The organism is Tardiphaga sp. 37S4, from assembly GCF_021044645.1.
Taxonomy (GTDB): Bacteria; Pseudomonadota; Alphaproteobacteria; order Rhizobiales; family Xanthobacteraceae; genus Tardiphaga; species Tardiphaga robiniae.
In genome coordinates this window covers 239,422-260,304 of record NZ_CP088008.1, presented here as the reverse complement: position 1 = coordinate 260,304, position 20,883 = coordinate 239,422, and the positions used below count along the sequence as shown (strand labels likewise).

Genomic DNA, 20,883 nt, shown 5'->3' with positions numbered 1-20,883 from the left:
CCTGTGGCTCTCTGATCGTGCCAAGCACCACGAGGTTCCGGGTTCGCGCGTGCCGCGCGCCCCGGAACGACGAGTGTGGGGTTGCGTGTGAGGCTATTTCGCAAACACCTTCGAGATCGCCGCCTGCGCGTCGCTTTGAATCTGCTTGAGGTGATCCTCGCTGCGGAAGCTCTCGGCGTAAATCTTGTAAACGTCCTCCGTGCCGGACGGCCGCGCGGCGAACCAGCCATTGGCGGTCGAAACCTTGATGCCACCGAACGACTGGTCATTGCCGGCCGCCTTGCTCTCGGTCTTGGTCACCGCATCGCCGGCGAGCTCGGTCATGCCGATCTGCTCCGGCGTGACTTTCTTCAGCACATTCTTCTGCTCGGGCGTGGCCGCCGCATCGATGCGCTCGTAATAGGGCACACCGAATTCCTGCGTGAGCTTCTCGAAGCGCTGGCTCGGATTTTCCTTGGTCACCGCCGTGATCTCGGCGGCGAGCAGGCCCAAAATAAGTCCATCCTTGTCGGTGGTCCACACCGTGCCGTCCTTGCGCAGGAACGACGCACCGGCGCTCTCCTCGCCGCCGAAGCCGAACGAACCGTCAACGAGACCGTTCACGAACCATTTGAAGCCGACCGGCGTCTCGACCAGTTGGCGGCCAAGCTTGTTCACCACGCGATCGATGATGGCGCTGGAGACGATGGTCTTGCCCACCGCCGCATCCTTGCGCCAGTTCGGGCGATGCGCGAACAGATAATCGATGGACGCCGCCAGATAATGGTTCGGATTCATCAAGCCGCCGGTGCGGGTGACGATACCGTGGCGGTCGGCATCGGTGTCGTTGGCGAAAGCGACGTCGAACCGGTCGCGCATGCCGATGAGCTTGGCCATCGCATAGGGCGATGAACAGTCCATGCGGATCTTGCCGTCCCAGTCCAGCGTCATGAAGCGAAAGGTCGGATCGATCGCGGTATTCACGATGGTCGCATCGAGCTTGTAGCGCTCAATGATCGGCTGCCAGTAATGCACGCCGGCGCCGCCGAGCGGATCGATGCCGATCTTGACGCCTGATGCGCGGATCGCCTCCATGTCGACGACATCAGCGAGGTCGGTCACATAGGGCGTGATGAAATCGTAGCGCTTCACGAATTCGGATTTGCGCGCACGCGCGATCGGGATGCGCTTGACGCCGGCCATGTCGTTCTCGAGGAAGCCGTTGGCAGCTTTCTCCATGATGCCGGTGATGTCGGTATCGGCCGGGCCACCGTTCGGCGGATTATATTTGAAGCCGCCGTCTTCCGGCGGGTTGTGCGACGGCGTGACCACGACGCCATCGGCCAGACCGGACGAGCGGCCCTTGTTGTAGGTGAGGATGGCGTGGGAGATCACCGGCGTCGGCGTATAGCCGTCGTCCTGGTCGATCCGCACATGCACGCCATTGGCGGCGAAGACTTCCAGCGCGCTGACCAGCGCTGGTTCAGCCAGCGCATGGGTGTCGATGCCGATGAAGAGCGGGCCGTCGATGCCGGCACCCTTGCGGTAATCGCAGATCGCCTGGCTGACCGCGAGGATGTGGTTCTCGTTGAAGGAATTGTGGAGCGCGGAGCCGCGATGGCCGGAGGTGCCGAAAGCGACGCGCTGGGCGGGGATGGAGGGATCCGGCTTGCCGACGAAATAGGCCGTCACCAGCCGAGGCACGTTGACCAGCAGGGACGGATCGATGGTTTTGCCGGCCAGCGGACTCACATGAGCAGCCATTTGTTCTCCTTCGCACACCAAGAGCCCAGACGCGGCGCAACCGTCGCGGGGGTCAGGACTCATGGCATGTTTTGGAGGACAAATCAGCCGGTTATGAGGGGCACCGGCATGCCGCCGAAGGGCTCCTGCCCGAAGGTCCGGCGCGAGACCCAGGCCAGCGGCAGGGCGAAGCAGACGAACATCGTGACCACGGCGGCGGCGACCAGCATACTGTCGAAAGGCATATCTCTTCTCCTTGAGTGACGGAGAAGAGTGTGAGCGCGGCAGGACACGCTCTCCTTGAGCTGCATCAAAATGCAGCGCCGCATTACGCCGCGGCGAGCTGATCCAGCCGGTCGGTGGACAGCAGCCGCACGCCATCGGGCACCACGACCACGGTCTTTTCCTTGGCGAGCTTGGTCAAAGTGCGGCTGACGGTTTCGATGGTCAGGCCGAGATAGTCGGCGATGTCCTGGCGGCTCATGGGAAGCGGCACGTTGACCGACATCGCGCCGATGCGGCCATAGCGCGCCTGCAGGTTCAGCAGGAAGGCGGCCACCTTCTCGTCGGCCGTGCGGCGGCCGAGCAGCAGCATCTGGTCCTGCGCGAGCGAGAGTTCATGGCCTGCAAATTCATGCAGCCGGCGCAGCAGATGCGGCTTGCCATCGACATAGCTGAGAAACTGGGCGCGGGAGAAACGGCAGACGCGCACCGGTGTCACGGCCTCGGCGGCGACGCCGTAGCGGTCCATCAGCGCAAGTCCGAGGAAATCACCGGGCAGCGCGAAGCCGACGATCTGACGGCGGCCATCGGGCAGCGACTTGTAGAGCCGGACGATGCCTTCGGTCACGTTGAACACGCTGCCGGCCAAGGCGCCCTGATCGAACAGCATGGCCTTGGCGGGGAAGTTCTTGACCTGGCTGAGACGGTCGAGCTCGTCGAGTTCCGCCGGTTCCAATGCGCCGCAAACGCTGAACAGGCGCACCTTGCAATCGTCGCAGCCATTGGTGCTACGGCCATGCCTGCAGTCGCGCTCTCCGGCACAGGTCTCGGCCGCTGGTTCCGCGAAGGTCATGGCACTGTCCATCTTCGGTTTGGTGATATGTGGCAGGTCTTGAAATCACTCTACACCATTTGACATGGATCAATCGTGGACGCTTTGACCCATATCAATGCCGAACCAGCCCATCCCCGCCAATTTCGCAGGCCATGCGGGAATCCGGCGATGAATGAGGAATATCAGGCGCAACCAATGACTTGGGCGGACGCTCGCGCGGCCTATCCGCTCGTCTATCTGCACGATGCCAGCGTTACGCTGGATACATGGCTGGATTTCGTGCGCCGGCGAACCGATGCCGACGGCGGCGACAACGGGCTGATCGTGATCCGCGACCGGCGCGACATCGTCCACGCGCTATTTGCCTACCGGGTCGATCTCGACCTGCGCGGCACCAAACAGCTCTGCATCGCGCAGCTGATCGTGGCCCAGATTCCCGGCTCGCAGATCGACCATGCCGTGGTCGCCTCGACCAGCCAGGTCGCGGCGTCACTGGGCTGCCCGAGCATCGTGATCGAGCAGCCGTTCCAACTGATGCCGGGCGTCACGTTACGGACACCGACAGCAGCGTAATGCGAAGGCGACCCACGACGCCGGTGGCCGCGCGACAACACTCACATCGCGCAAATCACAAGACGAAATCACCTACCTTCAAGGCGGCGCTGTTCACCTGAACCGCGAAGTCGGCTGCACCATCGCCATCGACATCGCCTTGAAGAAGATGATCGGCGAAGCGCAATTCGCCGGCGATATGTGTGAAAGCGGCGCTTCCGACGAAGGCGAACGCTTGATCGCCGGCGGCCTTGCTGTTGGCATCGATTGCCGACAGATCGATCCAGTCGGCCGTGTCTGCGACGATCGACGAAAAGTCGGTGATCTGATCGGCAGCTCCGGGCAGACTGTCCTGCACAGCTTTGAATACAAAACTGTCCGCGCCAGCTCCACCGGTCAGGATGTCGGCGCCGAGCCCGCCTGTGAGCGTATCGTTGCCGGTGCCGCCATCAAGACTATCGTTTCCGCCGCCACCATCGATCAGATCGTTCCCGCCGCCACCGGAAATCCGATTGTCGCCTGCGTCACCCGTCAGCAGGTCCATGGTCCCGCTCCCGATCAGATTTTCGATCGAGCTGAGCCGGTCACCTTCGGCATCTCCCCATTGAATGACACCCGTCGCGAGATTGATATTCACCTGGGCGATGGACGTGCTGTAGTCCGCCGTATCGTTGCCGGCGCCACCGGCAAGCATATCGGCACCTGCGCCGCCGGCGAGGATATCGTCACCCGCATTGCCCCAAAGCTGATCGTTACCGGCACCGCCGTGCAGGATGTCATTGCCGGCGCCGCCGGTCAGCGCATCGTTGCCTTCGCCGCCATCCAGCACGTCATTGCCGGCGCGACCGTCCAGCACATCCTTGCCGCTGCCGCCTGACAACGTGTTGGCGGCACCGTCGCCGATCAGCATGTCGTCAAATCGGCTGCCAATCACCGTCTCGATTGAGCTGAAACTGTCACCGGCGGCATCGCCCCCACTGCCCGTGCCAAGTGTGAGATCGATGTGAACACCAGACGGCGATGTCTCGTAGCGCACCGTATCGATGCCGGACGCGCCGGCGAAAGCATCGGCGCCCTTGCCGCCGACGAAAATGTCATTGCCGTCACCGCCCCACATGCGGTCGTCGCCATCGCCGCCGAACAGAAAATCATTTCCGGCATCGCCGTAGAGAAAGTCGTTGCCGCCGTCGCCATGCAGGACGTCATTTCCCGCCTCGCCATGAATTGTATCGCGACCATCGCCACCGTGAATGATGTCACTATCCGCAGTGCCGAAGATCGTATCGGCAGCCGGCGTGCCGTTCGTGATCGTGTTGAACGACATGATGCGGCCGTGGATGTCGTCTGCAGCCGGTCCCTGCTCAAACGAGGTCCAGGTCGCGAGAATACGTCCATCTGACAATGTCAGGAGATGCGGTCCGGTTTCCGCCAGGCCACCTGCCGAATTAACGAGGAAATCGTTGCCGATCGGGAAAGCGCCCGGAATCAGCAGGCGACCATAGAGATCACTGGCTCCGGTGACGGGATCGGTGGCGTGCCAGATGATGACGGCGCGACCATCCGGCAGTGCGGCGATCGATGGGGAATCCTGACCGCCGTCAAAATTCGCATTGACGATATTATCGGACACAACCACAGACCCGTCCGGGTTCAGCAGGCGCGCATGAATGTTGCTGTCACCATCCGGTTCCTGCGCGGTCCAGGCCACGAGAATGCGTCCATCCGCGAGAACCGCGGTGGACGCGTCGCTCTGATTGAACTGGGCTCCCGGCACGATGCGAAAGTCTGGCCCGCTCGCGCTGCCATCGGGGTTCACGAACTGGCCGGAGACGTTGTAGCGCCCCTCGTCCGGATCGTACGACCTCCATGTGACGAACGCCCGCCCGTCGGGCAGCGCCGTCACCTTCGGATCATATTGCGTACCCCAGGTGGTCGTATTCACGGTGAAGTCGTCGACAGCGACGGTGCCGTCGTCGTGGAGGATCCTCCCGCGGATATCGCCAAGATATTTCGGATCCCCGCCATCCGCGGACACATAGGTCAGCAAGATCTGGCCATCGGCAAGCGTCGTGACGGAAGGCATCTGCGGCGAAATCGCAGTTGATGAATTGACCACCATATCTGCAACGGGATGCCCCTCCGCATCGATGAGGGTGCCGCGAACTTCGGTGACATTGTCGGCGGCGATATAGGACTGCCATGCGACAAAGGCGCGGCCGTCGGAGAGCGCAGTGACCGAAGGCGCTCCCGGATCTCCGCTCCGATCGATCGTGATCTGAAAATCGGGTCCTTGAGGCGTACCGTCCGCCGACAAGTAGTGGCCCTGAATTGTATGCGGCTGATGACCGCTAGCGTCCGTCGCAGTCCATGTGACAAGAATACGTCCGTCGGACAACAGCGTTTGGGTTGCTCCCGCCTGATCATTAGCGGTGGTGGAATTGATGGGAAATTCAGGTCCGACAAACGCCATGATGCAGCCCCCACTCATTTCGCCGGAGCGTGAATCTTTAATCGGACGAATCTGCGGCTGATATTTGTCGAGCGCGCGTTGTTCGTCCTCGCATTGAATCAATTGCATCCCATCGCATGCGTTAGGCGCGGCGGCCTTGTCCGAATGCAACGCGGACGCTTGCGATCACGTCGATCGCCCGCTCCGTCTCATCGCACATCGCGATATCCTGTTTCCCACACGCAGTTTGAATCGCGCGCAGCGCTGACGGCTGCGCGCGCACATGGTCTCATCCTTCTTGCAGCGATCTCCTTCGATCGGCGGGCTGACGGCGATGCCCGGAGCCCTACCAACCATCTGGTGCGACCTGAACGGCGTGCCGAAGGCGCAACAGCGCGACGTCGTGCAAGTCGATCGCCGCGTCATTCGGCTCGGGTCGATTTCAAATCGACAATATCGATTGCAATCGTCAATAATATTCGTTTGTCAAAATTCATGGCAGTTCTAGGGTTGAAGGACCCGAGGAGCTATGCCGCCCCTCGATCATGCAGGAGCCGACCATGAAAACGATCATCCACCCCGACGTATCGGTCGCTCTCGCGCTGTTCGCCTTTGCTGCGGCGATCATCGCACGCCTGACAGTTACCAAGCGTTCCCGGCACCGCGCCGATCAGATCGCGGCCATCGTTGCGACATCGGGATATCCGTCCGGCGCCTAGGCGCGCCTCAGCCCCGCATCACGTCCGCTTTGCCGGACGTTTCGGCGCCCTCGCCTGCCCTGCAGGCGCGGGCTTTTTGTTGGCCGCGTCATGCGCGAGGCGATGCATGAGTGCGACCGCTTCGGCGATGATCGCATCGTCGCGATCGCCGGGATAGACGACATAGGCTGGCATCGAGAATTCCGGCGCATCGGCGACGGCATGCAGCCGCCCAGCCTTCAGCTGGGGTGCAACGATGCGGCGCGGGAAATATCCGGAGCCGCCATTCTCCAGCACATGCTGCAGCCCGAGCCAGCCGATATTGGCTGTGAGCGATGGCCCGGCGAAATCCGGAAACAGCGCCATGTGGCGTGCGTAGAATTCCGGGCCCCAGTCGATATAGACGTAACCCGACTGCGGCTCCGGCGCGCTGTGCGTGCTGGTCGAGACCAGAATGAGCTGCTCATCGAACAACTGCTCGACCTTGAGGCCAGGCCGGCTCTGCGGCGTATACATCACGCCGATATCGATCCTGCCTTCGACGAGGCCCTGCATCAATTCGGCTTCGAGAGCGCTCTCGGCGCGGATCGCGATATCCGGATGTTTCGCGCGCATCAGCGGCAGCCAGTGCAGCAGATGCTCCTCCCACAGCCCAATGCGACCGCCGACGGTCAGCGTCCCGCTGAAGCCTTTCGCAATGCCGACATCCTGCCGCGCATGTTCCACCGTACGTACCAGCGTGGAGGCGTGTTTCTGAAACTGGCGGCCTGCCGGCGTCAGCGTCGCACCGGCCTTGTTGCGGACGAACAGCGTCACGCGCAGCAACTGCTCGAGCGTCTGTATCCGCGCGCTGACCGTGGACTGTGTGACATGCAGCTTCTCCGCCGCAGTCACGAAATTGCCGGCGCTCACAACTGCAAGGAATGTCCTGGCCAGTTCAGTGTCCATGACAAATGCCTCCCGGCTACGCGCCCTCGTCGAGCGCGACCATCTCGCGCTTCTTGCGCAGTGCAGGCAACAGCGGCGCGATCAGCAGCACCACTGCCAGCGCAAGACAGGCCGCCGAGATCGGGCGCTCGATGAAGGTCATGAGATTGCCTTGCGACAGGATCAGTGACTTGCGCAGATTGTTCTCCAGCAGCGGACCCAGCACAAAGGCCAGCACCAGCGGCGCGGGCTCATAGCCGAACTTGCGCATGAAGTAGCCGATCACGCCGAAGCCGATCATGACATAGACGTCGAACACATTGTTGCTGCTGCAGTAGACGCCGATGATCGTGAACAGGATGATCAGCGGGAACAGCACGTTGTAAGGCAGCTTCAAGAGCTTCACCCACATGCCGATCAGCGGCAGGTTCAGCACCAGCAGCATGAGGTTGCCGATATACATGCTGGCAACGATGCCCCAGAACAGTCCGGGGTTCTGCGTGATCAACAACGGGCCGGGCTGCAACCCGTGAATGACGAAGGCGCCGAGCAGCAGCGCCATGACGACGTTCGGCGGAATGCCGAGGGTCATCAGCGGAATGAAGGCACCGCCTGCTGCCGCGTTGTTCGCCGCTTCAGGTCCGGCAACGCCTTCGATCGCGCCATGACCGAAGCGCTCCGGATGTTTCGACAGCCGTTTCTCCAGCGCATAGGACGCGAAGGACGCGACCACCGCACCGCCGCCCGGCAGGATGCCGAGGAAGAAGCCAAGAATTGTCCCGCGTCCGATCGGTCCGGCGCTGGCCTTCCAGTCTTCCTTGTTGGGCAATAGCTGCGTGATCTTGGCATTGATGATGTCGCGCTTGATCACCTGCTCGGTGTTGAGCAGCACCTCGCCGAGCCCGAACAGACCCATCACCACGGGCACGAGGCCGATGCCATCGATCAGCTCGATCCGGCCGAAGGTCAGCCGCGGCTGCGCCGTGATACTGTCTAGGCCGATGAGGCCAAGCACGATGCCGATACAGGCCATCAGCAGCGCCTTGGCCATCGAGCCTTGTGTCAGGAAGGTCAGCACCACGAGGCCGAGCACCATCAGGCTGGCATATTCGGCGGGACCGAAGGCAATGGCGACCGAGGCGAGTGACGGCGCCACCAGCATCAGCATCACCAGCGCAAAAGTTCCGGCGATGAAGGAGCCGAGCGCGGAGATGCCGAGCGCCGGACCGGCACGGCCCTGCTTCGCCATCTGGTGGCCGTCGATACAGGTGACGACGGAGGCCGCCTCGCCGGGGATGTTGACCAGGATCGACGTGGTCGAGCCGCCATACATCGAGCCGTAATAGATGCCGGCCATCATGATGATGCCGGATTCCGGCGTGCCGGACAAAGTCACCGGCAGCAGCAGCGACATCGCCGAGATCGGCCCGATGCCCGGCAGCACGCCGACCAGGGTGCCGATGAAGACGCCGATAAAGCAGTAGAGAATATTGACGGGCTGCAGCGCCACGCCGAAGCCGTGCATGACATTGACGAGAACATCCATGATCCGTGTTTCCCGTCAGCCGATTTCAAACATGCCCGAAGGCAACTGGATCAGCAGGCCGCGTTTCAGCACCCACCACACACCAACAGGCGCCAGCACCGCGAGTGGGATCGCCAGCGTCCAACGCACGGGATCGATGACGCGCAACAACACCAGCATCAGCGGGATGGTCGAGATCAGGAAGCCCAGTGGCTCGAGCGCGAAAGCATAGGCCGAGAGGATGACGATGATCGCGCCCGGCTTGCCCCAGCTTGCGCCTTCCCATCGCGAGCCAAAGGTCGGGCCGCCTTCCGTTACCGAAGCGAGAATGATGGTGAGCGCGAAAGCGCACATCAGCAGACCGATATAGAACAGCATGAAGCCGGAGCCGGGATCGTTGATGGTGCCGAGCTTCAGCTTGAGGCCGGAGCGAATGACGAACACACCAAGCGCAATGCCGAGCACGCCGGTCCAGAGTTCTGAATTGTTGAGCCGGAATGGGGGGCGGGTTTGATCAGTCATCGTTTGTGTCCCGGGACATCGACATGAAATGAAGGCGCATGCGATGGACCCATCGCATGCGCCTGACGTCGTTATTCGACGATCAATTCGGCTTCTTGCCCAACCCGATTCCCTCGATCACCTTGCGCTCGGAATTGGTGACCTCGACAACGAATTTCTTGTAGTCCTCGGTGTTCTTGTAGTTCGGCACCATGTCGTATTTCGCCAGCGTCGCGATGACAGCGGGATCCTCGATGGCCTTCTTGAAGGCGTCATGCAGCTTGGCGACGATCTTCGGATCCATGCCCTTCGGGCCGGCGATGCCGAACGGCGAGTCATAGACCATCGGATAGCCGCTCTCCTTCAGCGTTGGCGCATCCGGGAAATTCGGCGACCGCTTGTCGGTCCACACCATCAACAGACGCAGCTTGCCGGCATCGACCAGCGGCCGCCAGCCGGTGGAATCCGCCTGCAGCATGGTGTGATTGCCGAGTACCGCAGCGTTGGTTTCAGCGCCGCCCTTGAACGGCACCTGCGTCAGCTTGATGCCGGCCAGTGCCGCGATCTGCTCCATGCCCACATGCAGCGAAGTGCCGGTGCCCGGCGTCGCATAGGTCACCTTACCCGGATTGGCCTTGGCGAAATCGACCACGTCCTTCCAGGTCTTGAACTGCGACTCCGCATTCGTGGTGATGCCGAAGGTGTAGCCGGTGAGATGGATGATGTAGGAGAAATCCTTGTCCGGATTCCACGACACGTCCTGCATCAGCGGCAGGCGGAACACGGTGATCGGAATCTGCGAGATGGTGTAACCATCCGGCTTCGCGGCGGCGGCCATGGTGGCCGGGCCGACCGTGCCGCCGCCGCCGCCCTTGTTGTCGATGGCGATGGGCTGGCCGAGATGTTTCGACGCCGCGTCCGCAATCGCGCGCATCGAGATGTCGGTTGAGCCACCGGCGGGCCATGGCACGATCAGTGTGATCGGCTTGGTCGGATAGTCCTGCGCCTGGGCTGCACCGCCGAACATGGTGGCGGCCGCGGCGAGCGCGACAGCAGCGGACAAGGCAAGGCGATTGCGTTGCAACATGTGTTTCTCCCTCTGCGATTCCGGGGGTGATGCCCGGACCGGCTGTATTTTTATTGTCGTTCAGTCTAGCCCGGAACAACCCCAGGAAAAGGACATGTTCCGAACCAGGCTGCGAACGCGTCTTGCGTCTTTGGCAATCAACGATGATTTCACCGCCGCCGCAATTCGCAATCAGGATGAGCCATGCGACATTCCGTCTGCACGCGGAGATCGCCCGGCTAACTTATTGATCGCAGCGGACAAGAAATTCCGCCTGCAAAAATAACTGAGAAAATTTTGTCGGTGATGTCGGATCGCGGCGGGCCCACGCGTCCTAAGCGGGACAGTCACCAAAGAGAACACCCAGAGCGTATACCCACAGGAGCCATCCGATGAGCAAAATGATCTTCGTCAACCTGCCCGTCACCGACCTGCCCCGCGCGGTCGCCTTCTATGAGGCGGTCGGCGCAACCAAAAACCCGCAATTCTCCGACGACACCGCCGCCTGCATGGTGTTCTCCGACACCATCCACGCGATGCTGCTGACCCATGATAAATATCGCCAGTTCACTTCGAAGAAGATCGTCGATGCAAAGACATCGAGCGAAGTTCTGATCTGCGTCTCCGCCGACAGCCGCGACGAAGTCGATGGTCTCGTGAAGAAGGCTGTGGGTGCGGGCGGCAGCGCCGATCCAACACCCACGCAGGATTTCGGCTTCATGTATGGCCGCAGCTATGAGGACCCCGACGGTCACATCTGGGAAGTGATGTGGATGGACATGGCCGCCGCGCAATCTGCGATGGCTCAGGCCTGATCGAGAGAGGGATAGCAGCGATGTCAAAGATCTCACCCTGCATCTGGTACGAGACCGAGGCCGAGGAAGCCGCCAGGTTCTACTGCTCGCTGGTGCCCAATTCCTCCATCGATCGCGTGCAGCGCGCCCCGATCGATTATCCCGGCGGCAAAGCAGGCAACGTGCTGGTGGTCGGCTTCACGCTGGCCGGCCAAAGCTTCATTGGCCTCAATGGCGGCAGCCCCCCCACATTCAGCACGGCCGTGTCCTTCACCATCCATTGCGAAGACCAGGCCGAGGTCGATCGTGTGTGGGACGCCATTTTGACAAATGGCGGCAAGGCAAATGCCTGCGGCTGGATCAACGACCGCTGGGGCGTGCCCTGGCAGATCGTGCCGAACGGCTTTACTGAAATGCTTGCCAGCGAGAATGGCGAGGGCGCCAAGCGTGCCATGACGGCCATGATGGGCATGGTCAAACTCGATCTGGCCGCCCTGAAAAAGGCCTTCGACGGCGGCTAGACGTGGCCATAAGTGCCTGATCGGGCGGCGATAGCTGCCCGATCTCCAAATCGGCGGCCGGGTTGCGGGAACATCTATTCAGGCACCGATTTCAGGCGCTACTTTGCTTGACATCGAGTCCCTCGACTTCTTATATGCCGCGCATTCGCCGGGGGACAATTTGTCCCCTCCGGATGCCGTGGCGGGGTAGCTCAGTTGGTTAGAGCACGGGAATCATAATCCTGGGGTCGGTGGTTCGAGTCCACTCCTCGCTACCAAATTTTCTGCCTACCAAATCTTGCAGACATGTTTCCAAGGCCTTGCATGCGTCGCGAGGCCTTTTTCATGCCCGCAGAGGTGTTGGCTGGGCCTGCGTCCGTGCCCTCTACGATGCGGCGTCTTCGCCCTCGTGCAGTTCTGAGAAGATCTGCTTGTCCTGGAGAATGACTTCAGCGGTCTGCCTGTAATGCGCGGTGAGCAGATCCACGGCGTGGTCCGCGTCGCCGCTCAAAACTGCAGTCATGATCGCCTGATGCTCGTCCGTCACATGGCGTGACGGGAAGGCCTTGCGGATCGACAGACGCCGATAGCGGTAGAGCTGGTCGGCGAGTTGTCCGCAGAACGCGATCAGGGACTGCGAACCGCAATTCCCGATCAAGGTGCGGTGATAGACGCGGTGCAGTCGCTCCCATTCCGGATTGTCTTCGAAGTGTTCGGCATTGAGCGAGCGCGGAGTTCGCCCGAGGCGATGCTGGGCGAGCAGAAGCTGCTCTTCCCATTGCGGCGTTGATGCCGCCATGGATTCCCGCAGCGCCAGACTCTCGACCCAGCACCGGGTCTTGGTCAGTTCGGCCAGTTCGCTGCGGCTGATATCTGCAACATAGAATCCGCGCTGCTCGCGGCACTCGACCAGACCATCGGCGGTCAGCCGGTTGAGCGCCTCGCGCAGCGGCGTCTGACCGGTCTGATACAGTTCGGTTAGAAAACGCATCTGGAGTTTCCGGCTCGGCTCGAGCCGCCCGGACAGCAGGTCCTCCCGCAGCCGGTCATAGACCGTGCTGGCCTGGGTCGAGGACGGCGGCGGCGAAGCCAATTCCAGTGATGTTGTGTCCACGTGCTTCAATCCCGGAATCATCTGCCTGTCGGCTTCGATTTCTATACACTTTTTCTGATTTCATAAAAATCTATAAATTTTTGTTGTACGAGCCAGTTTCTATAGATATTAGTTCCCCAAGGTCCTGAGAGATGACTGGCCGGGAGGCGCGACAATGTTTGGCAAGGCTCAGCAAGCGCCTGAGGCATCGGCAGTTTTCGCAGCTGTCCAGCCGCGCATTGCCCGATCACAGTGCCTATGAGCGCCATCTCCCCATGCAGCTGCGGGATCGATGTCCACGCGCATGTCGTGCCCTCCTCCTTCCCGTCCTACCTGGGCGCGGCGGTGCCGGCCGATTGGCCGTCGATGGCGGATGCCAAACCCTGCCACAAGCATGTGATGATGGCCGGCCGCGTCTATCGCACGGTGTCGGATCGCTGCTGGGATGTCGCCAAGCGCGTCGCTGATATGGCGGAGATGGGACTCGGCGTGCAGGCCATTTCGCCGATGCCGGAGCTGCTGTCCTATTGGATGGAGACCGCAGCGGCGAACGATCTCCTCCGCTACATCAACGACCAGATGGCCGCGATGGTCATGCATTCCGGTGGCCGCCTCGTCGCCCTCGGCGCGGTACCGCTGCAAGACATCGACCGCGCCATTGCCGAGCTGCATCGGCTGAAGCACGAACTTAGCTTTGCGGGCATCGAGATCGGCAGCAACATCAACGGCAAACCGATCGGGTCTCCCGACTTCGATGGATTCTTCGCCGAGGTCGAGAAGCTCGACATGGCGGTGTTCGTCCACGCCTTGCGGCCTTGCGGCATGGACCGCCTTGTCGGCCCGGCACAATTGCAGCAGGTGCTGGCCTATCCGACCGATGTCGGCCTCGCTGCCGCATCCGTCATCACCTCAAACCTCTTGCTGCGCCACCCGCGCCTGCGCATGGCGTTCAGCCACGGCGGCGGCACGCTCGCGTCGCTGCTGCCGCGGCTTCAGGAGGGATATCAGGTCTTCCCGGTATTGCAGGAGAGCATCCAGGAATCGCCGATCTTGCAGGCACGCCGGCTCTATTACGACGCGCTGGTCTATGACGACCCGACGCTGCTGCATCTGATCGCCAAGTTCGGCGCGACGCAGATCATGCTCGGCACAGACTACCCGTTCGCATTTCACGATCGCGCGCCGGCAACGCGCGCCGCATCAGCGATCGGCGACGAGGCGACGCGCAATCTCGTCCTTCATGCCAATGCAAGACGTTTCCTCGGCCTTGACGAGCAGGCTTCGCAATGACCCATTTCCCGATCACAGCCCTGCGCAGTGTCGATCTCGACACGCCCGACCTGCAGCGATCCGAGCAGTTCTACACATCTGTGTGGGGACTCGACCTCGTGACGCGCCACGAAGGCGTCACTTACTTGCGGGCCAGCGGCACCGATCACCATGTCGTCGCCTTGCAGCAGGGCGATCGCCCCGCGCTTCGGGCCATCACGTTCCGACTGCATTCGGATGCGGAATTCGAAACGATCGCCGCAGCATCCGTGAAACACGGGGCCACGCTGCTCTCAGGCCCGGCTCCGAATCCGGGGCCCGATGGCGGAACGATCATGAGCATTCGCGCGCCCGGTGGCGGCGTGCTTCGCTTCGTTCATGGCGACCTGCAACATGCCGAAGCTCCGTCATCGGCCAACCGGCCGACACGCCTCGCGCATGTCAACATCAACAGCACCGGTGTCGATGATCTCGCCGCATTCTACGAGCAGGCACTCGGCTTCCGGCTGACCGACCGCTCGAAGATCATGGCCTTCGTTCGCTGCAACAGCGACCACCACGCCATCGTCATCGCCGACGCTGCCGTGAACGGGCTCAACCACGTCGCCTTCCTGATGCCGGATCTCGAAGCGGTGATGCGCGGCTCGGGCCGCATGATCGATGCCGGATTTCCCATTGCCTGGGGCGTCGGCCGCCACGGCCCCGGCGACAATGTGTTTGCCTATTTCATCGATCCGGTCGGGACCGTGATCGAATACACCGCCGAGGTTCTGCAGGTCGATGACAGCTATGTGGTGCGCGGGCCGTCGGAATGGGTCTGGCCACCCGGCCGCACCGATCATTGGGGTATCGCCCCACCGAAAGCCGATCACGTCAAGGCAGCACAGATTGCCGTTCCCTATGCCGACGGGAGTGCCGCGTGACGCTTTCATCGAAGTTACAGAATGATTTTCAGGTTGTCGTGATCGGTCACGGCCCATCGGGTGCCGTCGCGGCTAGTCTTCTTGGCGACTTGGGCATCCGCACGCTGGCCATCGACCGTCAGCTAGAGGTCTATGACAAGCCGCGTGCGATCGCGATCGATCATGAGATCCTGCGTCTGCTCGACAATCTCGGCGCGGCAGAGCGCGTGCTGCCTTACGTTGCTCCGTTCCCCGCCTCCCAGCATTTCGGTGCCAAGGGGCAGCTGATCCGCCGCATCGACATGGTCGCGGAGCCCTATCCGCTCGGTTACACGCCCAGCATGGTGTTCACGCAGCCACCGGTCGAAGCTGCCTTGCGCGAACATGCCGCAGCCTATGACAGCGTCGAGGTCGAGCTGGGCACCGAACTGCTCGGCTTCACGCAACCGACCGACCGTGTGACGCTGCATTTGCGGAACGACCGCGGCGTGACGCGCGACGTCACCGCCGACTACGTCATCGCCTGCGACGGCGCATCGAGCGGCACCCGGCAACAGCTTGGCATCGCATTCGAGGATCTTGTCTTCGATGAGCCCTGGCTTGTCGTCGATCTTCAGGTCAACGACGCCTCCCTCAGCAAACTGCCGCAGACCGCCGCGCAATTCTGCGATCCGTCGCGGCCCACGACCTTCATCATCGGCCCCGGCAATCATCGTCGCTTCGAAATCATGCTGCTGCCCGGCGAAGATCCGCGCGAGATGGAAACAGCCGCGCAGGTCTGGCGGCTGCTTTCGCGCTGGATCACGCCTGATGATGCCACGCTGTGGCGCGCTGCGAGCTACCGGTTTCATGCGCTGGTCGCGCAAGAATGGCGGCTTGGCCGCATCTTCCTCGCCGGCGATGCCGCGCATCAGCAGCCGCCGTTCATCGGCCAGGGTATGTGCCAGGGCATCCGCGATGTCGGCAATCTGATCTGGAAGCTCGACCGCGTACTCCGCGGACAATCCAATGCAAAATTGCTCGACAGCTACGGCGAGGAGCGCGGCGAGCATGTGCGCCAGCTCACTTCCCGCATCAAGGCCATCGGCCATGTGATCTGCGAACGCGATCCCGACGCCGCAGCAGCACGCGACGAGCGCATTCTTGCGGAGGGTGGCGGCCAACCCCGCACTATCACCCGTCAGGAAATCGTGCCGCCATTGCAGACTGGTTTATTGGCGTTCCCGCTTTGCGCAGCGCATGGCACGTTGTTTCCACAGCCCTGGATCAGGACTGCAGAAGGACGGCGCCGTCTCGATAGCGTCGCCGGCACCGGATGGCGGCTTGTGCTTGATATGCGCAACGAACTGGAGCTCAGCCCAGATCTGCGAGCGATCCTGACTCAGCTGGACATCAGGCCAATTCGCATCGGCCCCGCCGCCAATGACGTACTTACTGAGGAAGATGGCGTTCTCGCTGCCTGGTTCGATCGCCACGACTGCCGCGCCGCAATCGTGCGGCCCGACCACTACGTCTTCGGCGTCGCCAGCGAGACCAGTGCACTCGACGCGCTGCTCACCGATCTTGCGGAGCGGCTCCGATGATCACGCCGGCCGCACAGCGTCACCACACCACCATTCCCCACGGACACGCAGCTTCCAGAGCGAGGACATCACGATGAAATTGGCAAGTTTTCAGATCGGCGGAAAACCCACCTGGGGCGTGATCGAGGGCAATGATGCGCTCGATGTGGGCGCACTGCTTGGCGATCGCTTCCCCGACCTTAAATCCGTCATCGCAGCCGACGCGCTGTCCGTGGTGCGTGATGCAGCCGGCAAGGCCAAGCGCATCCCGACCGCTGACATCACCTGGTTGCCGGTGATTCCGAATTCGGACAAGATCCTCTGCATCGGCCTGAACTATGAAATGCACCGCAAGGAAACCGGACGCGCCGAAGTCGACAATCCCACGGTGTTCGGCCGCTTTGCCAACAGCCAGACCGGCCATCTCACCAATATCATCCGGCCGAAGGTCTCGACCCACCTCGACTTCGAAGGCGAACTCGCGATCATCATCGGCAAGCCTGGACGACACATCACGCAGGCCGATGCGTGGAGCCATATCGCCGGCTATGCCTGTTACAATGAAGGCAGCGTGCGCGATTTCCAGCGTCACACCCATCAGTTCACGCCCGGCAAGAATTTTCCGGAGACCGGCGGCTTCGGCCCCTGGATGATGACGCCGGACGAACTCGGCGATGTTGCGCCGCTGCGGCTGCAGACCCGCGTCAATGGCCAGGTCGTACAGGACGCCACCATCGATCAGATGATCTTCGATATCCCGCGTCAGATTGAATACTGCTCGTCCTTCACCCGCCTTGAGCCGGGCGACGTGATCGCCACCGGCACGCCGGGCGGCGTGGGCGCCAAGCGCACGCCTCCGCTCTGGCTCAAGCCGGGCGATATCGTCGAAGTCGAGATCGATCGGCTCGGCGTGCTGCGCAACGGCGTGGCCGACGAGGCCTGATGCAAGCGGCAGCACGCGCCACCAGCGCCGCGGGCTGCTTCGCACGACAAGACCCGCTCGTTCAAAAAGCACGCCTCAACAAGCGATCAAAAATCGCAGGCCAACCATTTCAGGAGGAAATCCATGCTCACATTGTCCCGTCGTTTGTTGTTGACCGGTGGCATTCTTTGCCTCTCGCTGCCCGCCTATGCGCAATCATGGCCGCAAAAGCCGGTGACGATCGTGGTGCCGCAAGCGGCGGGCAACAGCCCGGATGTGCTGTGCCGCATCGTCGCCGAAAAACTCTCCCGCTCGCTCGGACAACAATTCATCGTTGAGAACCGCCCGGGCGCCGCGAACCTCGTCGGCGCACAGACGGTCGCGCGCGCCGCGCCCGACGGCTACACCTTCCTGTTCGCGACGTCGGCGGCGCTGGTCACCAATCCCTATACGTTCAAGAAGCTGCCCTACGATCCCGTGAAGGATTTCGTGCCGGTGGCGATGGTGGCGCGCAGCAACCACGTGCTGCTCGTCAATCCCGAAGTGAAAGCAAAGACGCTGGCGGAATTGATTGCGCTCGAAAAATCCGCCCCCGGTTCCCTGAGCATGGCGGTCGACGGCGCGCGCAACATTTCCGGCCTGATCGCACAGACCATCAACAAGCAGGCGGGCACCAGTTTCGTGCTGGTCCCCTACAACACCATCACCAACGCGATCCAGGACAGCCTGACCGGACGCACCCAGGTGACGATCCAGTCCGCATCGGTGGCTGAGTCCTTCATCAAGGCCGGTACGCTGCGGGCACTCGCCATTGCCGGCAACAAGCGCGTCGATTCATTGCCGGATGTGCCCGCAGTTGCCGAGACGTTGAAGGGCGCGGATCTGCAAGGCTGGTTCATGATGATGGCCCCGACCGGGACACCTGCCGAGATCGTCGACAAACTCAGTGCCGAGATTGCGCAGGCACTGAAATCGCCGGACGTGCAGGAGCGCGCGCCCGTGCTAGGCTTCGATGTCGCCTCCGGTGACGTGGTGACGCCTGCGGGCGCGAAGCGCTTTTTCGACGCCGAGCTTGTCGCCACGGGCAAGACGATTCAGGAGCTCGGTATTCAGCCTGAATAACCGCGGCCCAGCGCTTGTGCCGAACAACGGCAGCATCTCCACATGAAAACGCCCGCTGTGAAGCGGGCGCTTTGACATATTCAATCGGGAACGAAGCTTACGCCTCGTTGCCGCCTTCCTGCTGCGACGCCTCGAACAGGAACCAGGTGCGGCGCTCGGTGTCGTCGATGTAGTTTTCAAGCAGGCTGGCGCTGGCGATGTCCTTGGCGTCGTCGCAGACCTCGTGAGCCTTGCGCATCGCCGCTGCCATCTTCTTGTTGTCGTTCATCAGCTCGCGCAGCATCTCCACCGGCGGCACATAAGCCTCGTCATTGTCCTTGATGGTCTGCAGCTTGGCGACTTCGCCGATCGAACGCAGCGTGCGACCGCCGATCTTGCGCACGCGCTCTGCCAATGGGTCAGTCGTCGCAAAAATCTGGTCGGACTGCTCGTCGAGCATCAGGTGATAGTCGCGGAAATGGCGCCCGCTGAGATGCCAGTGAAAATTCTTGGTCTTCAGGTAAAGCGCGAAAGCGTCGGCGAGCAACCCGTTCAGCGCCTTGGCCACCTTCTCCACGGCGTCGGCTGAGAGGTCAGTCGGGGTATTCATTTCGGCAGCGATTTTCGATGTCTTGGTGCTCACGTTACTTACCTTCCCGTGTCGGATGATTTGATGGCTGGAGGGTTGTCGTCAGGGCGGAAGATTTCAGGAAAAATCGGAGTGGTCTTGACGGAAAGCACTGCAAATTTCCGAAAACTGCGGTTCTTGAAGGAAAGGCGGTTTCCCACGCGCCTGAAAACGCTCTAGACCGTTTCAACGCATCACAAATATAGGGGTTCCCGACACGGGAACAACAATCGGGCCGGGCAGACGATGGAAGATTGGATCGATTATTACGATTCCACGCATACGATTTATGCGAGCAAGCTGCATCGTGACGTGCATTTCGAGGTCATCGCCCGCGATATCATTGGCTACATCGCCTCTCAGGATGCCGTCGTGCTCGACTACGCCTGCGGCGAAGCACTCTCGGCCGCCAAAGTGGCCAATGCCTGCAGCAAGCTGATCCTGGCAGAGCCGGCGCCTGGCGTTCGCGGCCGGCTGGTCGCCCGCTTCGCGCCCAACACCAAAATCCGGGTCCGGTCGCTGGAAGAGTTGCGCAACATGACGGCGCAGTCGATCGACCTGGCTGTCATGAATTCGGTGGCTCAGTACATGACAGGCCCCGAACTCGACGATGCCTTTGCAATCATCAAGCGGCTCCTGGCGCCTGGCGGCAAGCTGGTGGTCGGCGACATCCTGCAGCCCGATGTCGGCATGGCGACCGATGTCATGGCGCTGCTGAAGCTCGCCTGGGAACACGGCTTTCTGTGGGATGCGTTCGTTGGGCTTGTTCGCACGGCCCTCTCTGACTACCGCCAGCTGCGCACCAAGGTTGGCCTGCAGCGCTACAGCGAGGCGGAGATGCTGGCCAAGCTGACCGCGGCCGGTTTCCGGGCGTCGCGGGCGCCGATCAATATCGGCCACAATTCCTCGCGCATGACCTTCGTCGCCCATCACGCATTCTGAGGCATCGGCTCGGGCAAACGGACGATTAAGGTTAACAGACGGTTTACAAAACTTGAGGTGGATCGCCACCCCGTGATCGGTAACATTGTGCTCGGCCCGGTGGCGGAAATGTCTACGCGGGGGCGATGCATCGCTCTTTATCCTGGTTCAAGTCCAGGCTGGGCCTCCAACCTTTCAGACATTCACCAGTGCGTCGGCCACCCGCGCGTCGGCGCTGTCAGGCTTCGGTGAATTCCAGCACCGGAAGCTGCAGGCGCTCGGCATCGCGCTCGGCCGATGCGAGCACCGCATCCAGCAAACCCGGAAATCTGCTCTCGAGATCTTCGCGGCGCAGTTTCATCAACCTCGCCGTCCCCACCGCGCGCGTTTCCATCAGGCCGGCCTCGCGCAGTTTCGCAAAATGATAAGCGAGATTGGACTTGCCGCTGAGGCCGTAAAAATCGCCGCAGCGCAACTCACCGACCTCTTTCTCGCGTTTGGCCAGATTGTAGACAATCGCCAGCCGGATCGGATCGCTCAGGCAATCCATCACGCCAGGCAATTCGATCTGTTCGCGCGTGGGATGCGGGAGAATGCGGCTCATGACTCCTCAATACTGATTCCAGCCGGCTGCCGCAATGTTCAATATTTCTTGAACCATTTGACATTTTGCACCGCCACATCAATAGTTCAA

At 61.7% G+C, this 20,883-nt stretch carries 22 protein-coding genes, 1 tRNA gene and 1 pseudogene; 13 read left to right on the top strand and 11 right to left on the bottom strand.

All coding sequences use genetic code 11. The features are described from left to right. Positions 1-93: 93 nt before the first annotated feature. The 3 genes from pgm to LPB73_RS01240 form a co-directional block, all read right to left on the bottom strand. The gene (gene pgm, locus LPB73_RS01250) at positions 94-1,743 is read right to left on the bottom strand and encodes a phosphoglucomutase (alpha-D-glucose-1,6-bisphosphate-dependent) (protein ID WP_231079321.1); all 1,650 of its coding nucleotides are present in this window, start codon (positions 1,741-1,743) and stop codon (positions 94-96) included. Between the two features lie 83 nt (positions 1,744-1,826). Beyond that, positions 1,827-1,967 carry a hypothetical protein gene (locus LPB73_RS01245; RefSeq protein WP_231079320.1) on the bottom strand — a complete coding sequence of 47 codons (141 nt, stop codon included), beginning with the start codon at positions 1,965-1,967 and terminating at the stop codon, positions 1,827-1,829. An 83-nt stretch (positions 1,968-2,050) separates the two neighbouring features. Continuing rightward, positions 2,051-2,797, bottom strand: coding sequence for a Crp/Fnr family transcriptional regulator (locus LPB73_RS01240; protein ID WP_231079318.1), 747 nt, complete (start codon positions 2,795-2,797; stop codon positions 2,051-2,053). Between the two features lie 177 nt (positions 2,798-2,974). Here LPB73_RS01240 and LPB73_RS01235 point away from each other — a divergent pair, with 177 nt between their 5' ends. Further along, entirely contained in the window at positions 2,975-3,352 is a 378-nt protein-coding gene (locus tag LPB73_RS01235) for a hypothetical protein (protein ID WP_231079317.1), read from the top strand. Between the two features lie 55 nt (positions 3,353-3,407). On the opposite strand, the gene LPB73_RS29150 is transcribed toward LPB73_RS01235, so the two are convergent. Beyond that, the gene (locus LPB73_RS29150; RefSeq protein ID WP_305801642.1) at positions 3,408-5,801 is read right to left on the bottom strand and encodes a calcium-binding protein; all 2,394 of its coding nucleotides are present in this window, start codon (positions 5,799-5,801) and stop codon (positions 3,408-3,410) included. A gap of 295 nt (positions 5,802-6,096) precedes the next feature. Here LPB73_RS29150 and LPB73_RS29170 point away from each other — a divergent pair. Together LPB73_RS29170 and LPB73_RS01215 are read left to right on the top strand one after the other, a co-directional pair. After that, positions 6,097-6,189 (top strand): annotated as a pseudogene (locus LPB73_RS29170) (sulfite exporter TauE/SafE family protein); the annotation flags it as partial. Between the two features lie 151 nt (positions 6,190-6,340). Next, entirely contained in the window at positions 6,341-6,499 is a 159-nt protein-coding gene (locus tag LPB73_RS01215) for a hypothetical protein (protein ID WP_231079315.1), read from the top strand. Positions 6,500-6,517: 18 nt separating this feature from the next. Here the strand turns inward: LPB73_RS01215 and LPB73_RS01210 are convergent, their stop codons facing one another. The 4 genes from LPB73_RS01210 to LPB73_RS01195 all read right to left on the bottom strand — a co-directional run bounded on the left by LPB73_RS01210 (position 6,518) and on the right by LPB73_RS01195 (position 10,458). Then, on the bottom strand, positions 6,518-7,426 hold the full coding sequence (locus LPB73_RS01210) for a LysR family transcriptional regulator (protein ID WP_231079314.1): 909 nt from the start codon (positions 7,424-7,426) through the stop codon (positions 6,518-6,520). A gap of 16 nt (positions 7,427-7,442) precedes the next feature. After that, positions 7,443-8,951, bottom strand: coding sequence for a tripartite tricarboxylate transporter permease (locus tag LPB73_RS01205; protein ID WP_089265931.1), 1,509 nt, complete (start codon positions 8,949-8,951; stop codon positions 7,443-7,445). 15 nt (positions 8,952-8,966) lie between these two features. Further along, entirely contained in the window at positions 8,967-9,452 is a 486-nt protein-coding gene (locus tag LPB73_RS01200; protein ID WP_231079312.1) for a tripartite tricarboxylate transporter TctB family protein, read from the bottom strand. 82 nt (positions 9,453-9,534) lie between these two features. Then, positions 9,535-10,458 carry a tripartite tricarboxylate transporter substrate binding protein gene (locus LPB73_RS01195; protein WP_231081028.1) on the bottom strand — a complete coding sequence of 308 codons (924 nt, stop codon included), beginning with the start codon at positions 10,456-10,458 and terminating at the stop codon, positions 9,535-9,537. 154 nt (positions 10,459-10,612) lie between these two features. Here LPB73_RS01195 and LPB73_RS01190 point away from each other — a divergent pair, with 154 nt between their 5' ends. From LPB73_RS01190 to LPB73_RS01175, 4 genes are all read left to right on the top strand, one after another. Further along, entirely contained in the window at positions 10,613-10,783 is a 171-nt protein-coding gene (locus LPB73_RS01190) for a hypothetical protein (protein ID WP_231079310.1), read from the top strand. Positions 10,784-10,889: 106 nt separating this feature from the next. Further along, positions 10,890-11,312: a VOC family protein gene (locus LPB73_RS01185; protein ID WP_093757095.1), complete on the top strand. Its 423-nt coding sequence runs from the start codon at positions 10,890-10,892 to the stop codon at positions 11,310-11,312. A 20-nt stretch (positions 11,313-11,332) separates the two neighbouring features. Next, a complete protein-coding gene (locus LPB73_RS01180; protein ID WP_231079309.1) occupies positions 11,333-11,812 on the top strand; it encodes a VOC family protein in 480 nt (159 codons plus the stop codon). 180 nt (positions 11,813-11,992) lie between these two features. Beyond that, positions 11,993-12,069: transfer RNA gene (locus tag LPB73_RS01175), tRNA-Met, on the top strand. 107 nt (positions 12,070-12,176) lie between these two features. On the opposite strand, the gene LPB73_RS01170 is transcribed toward LPB73_RS01175, so the two are convergent. After that, entirely contained in the window at positions 12,177-12,905 is a 729-nt protein-coding gene (locus tag LPB73_RS01170) for a GntR family transcriptional regulator (protein WP_231079308.1), read from the bottom strand. 237 nt (positions 12,906-13,142) lie between these two features. On the opposite strand from LPB73_RS01170, the gene LPB73_RS01165 reads away from it, so the two are divergent. The 5 genes from LPB73_RS01165 to LPB73_RS01145 all read left to right on the top strand — a co-directional run bounded on the left by LPB73_RS01165 (position 13,143) and on the right by LPB73_RS01145 (position 18,661). Continuing rightward, positions 13,143-14,174: an amidohydrolase family protein gene (locus LPB73_RS01165; protein ID WP_231079305.1), complete on the top strand. Its 1,032-nt coding sequence runs from the start codon at positions 13,143-13,145 to the stop codon at positions 14,172-14,174. Further along, entirely contained in the window at positions 14,171-15,076 is a 906-nt protein-coding gene (locus LPB73_RS01160; protein WP_231079302.1) for a VOC family protein, read from the top strand. Before LPB73_RS01165 ends, LPB73_RS01160 begins: the two co-directional genes overlap by 4 nt. Beyond that, positions 15,073-16,638, top strand: a complete 1,566-nt coding sequence (locus LPB73_RS01155; RefSeq protein ID WP_231079299.1) for a bifunctional 3-(3-hydroxy-phenyl)propionate/3-hydroxycinnamic acid hydroxylase — start codon at positions 15,073-15,075, stop codon at positions 16,636-16,638. Before LPB73_RS01160 ends, LPB73_RS01155 begins: the two co-directional genes overlap by 4 nt. 73 nt (positions 16,639-16,711) lie before the next feature. Continuing rightward, on the top strand, positions 16,712-17,560 hold the full coding sequence (locus tag LPB73_RS01150) for a fumarylacetoacetate hydrolase family protein (protein ID WP_231079297.1): 849 nt from the start codon (positions 16,712-16,714) through the stop codon (positions 17,558-17,560). A gap of 123 nt (positions 17,561-17,683) precedes the next feature. Beyond that, positions 17,684-18,661: a Bug family tripartite tricarboxylate transporter substrate binding protein gene (locus LPB73_RS01145; protein ID WP_231079296.1), complete on the top strand. Its 978-nt coding sequence runs from the start codon at positions 17,684-17,686 to the stop codon at positions 18,659-18,661. A gap of 97 nt (positions 18,662-18,758) precedes the next feature. On the opposite strand, the gene LPB73_RS01140 is transcribed toward LPB73_RS01145, so the two are convergent. Further along, positions 18,759-19,250: a Dps family protein gene (locus tag LPB73_RS01140; protein ID WP_089266251.1), complete on the bottom strand. Its 492-nt coding sequence runs from the start codon at positions 19,248-19,250 to the stop codon at positions 18,759-18,761. 264 nt (positions 19,251-19,514) lie between these two features. Here LPB73_RS01140 and LPB73_RS01135 point away from each other — a divergent pair, with 264 nt between their 5' ends. Then, positions 19,515-20,210 (top strand): class I SAM-dependent methyltransferase, encoded by a 696-nt coding sequence (locus LPB73_RS01135; RefSeq protein WP_231079293.1) that lies wholly within the window; start codon positions 19,515-19,517, stop codon positions 20,208-20,210. Positions 20,211-20,427: 217 nt separating this feature from the next. Here the strand turns inward: LPB73_RS01135 and LPB73_RS01130 are convergent, their stop codons facing one another. After that, complete coding sequence (locus LPB73_RS01130; RefSeq protein WP_089265920.1) at positions 20,428-20,793, bottom strand: ArsR/SmtB family transcription factor; 366 nt, start codon at positions 20,791-20,793, stop codon at positions 20,428-20,430. Positions 20,794-20,883 lie beyond the last annotated feature (90 nt).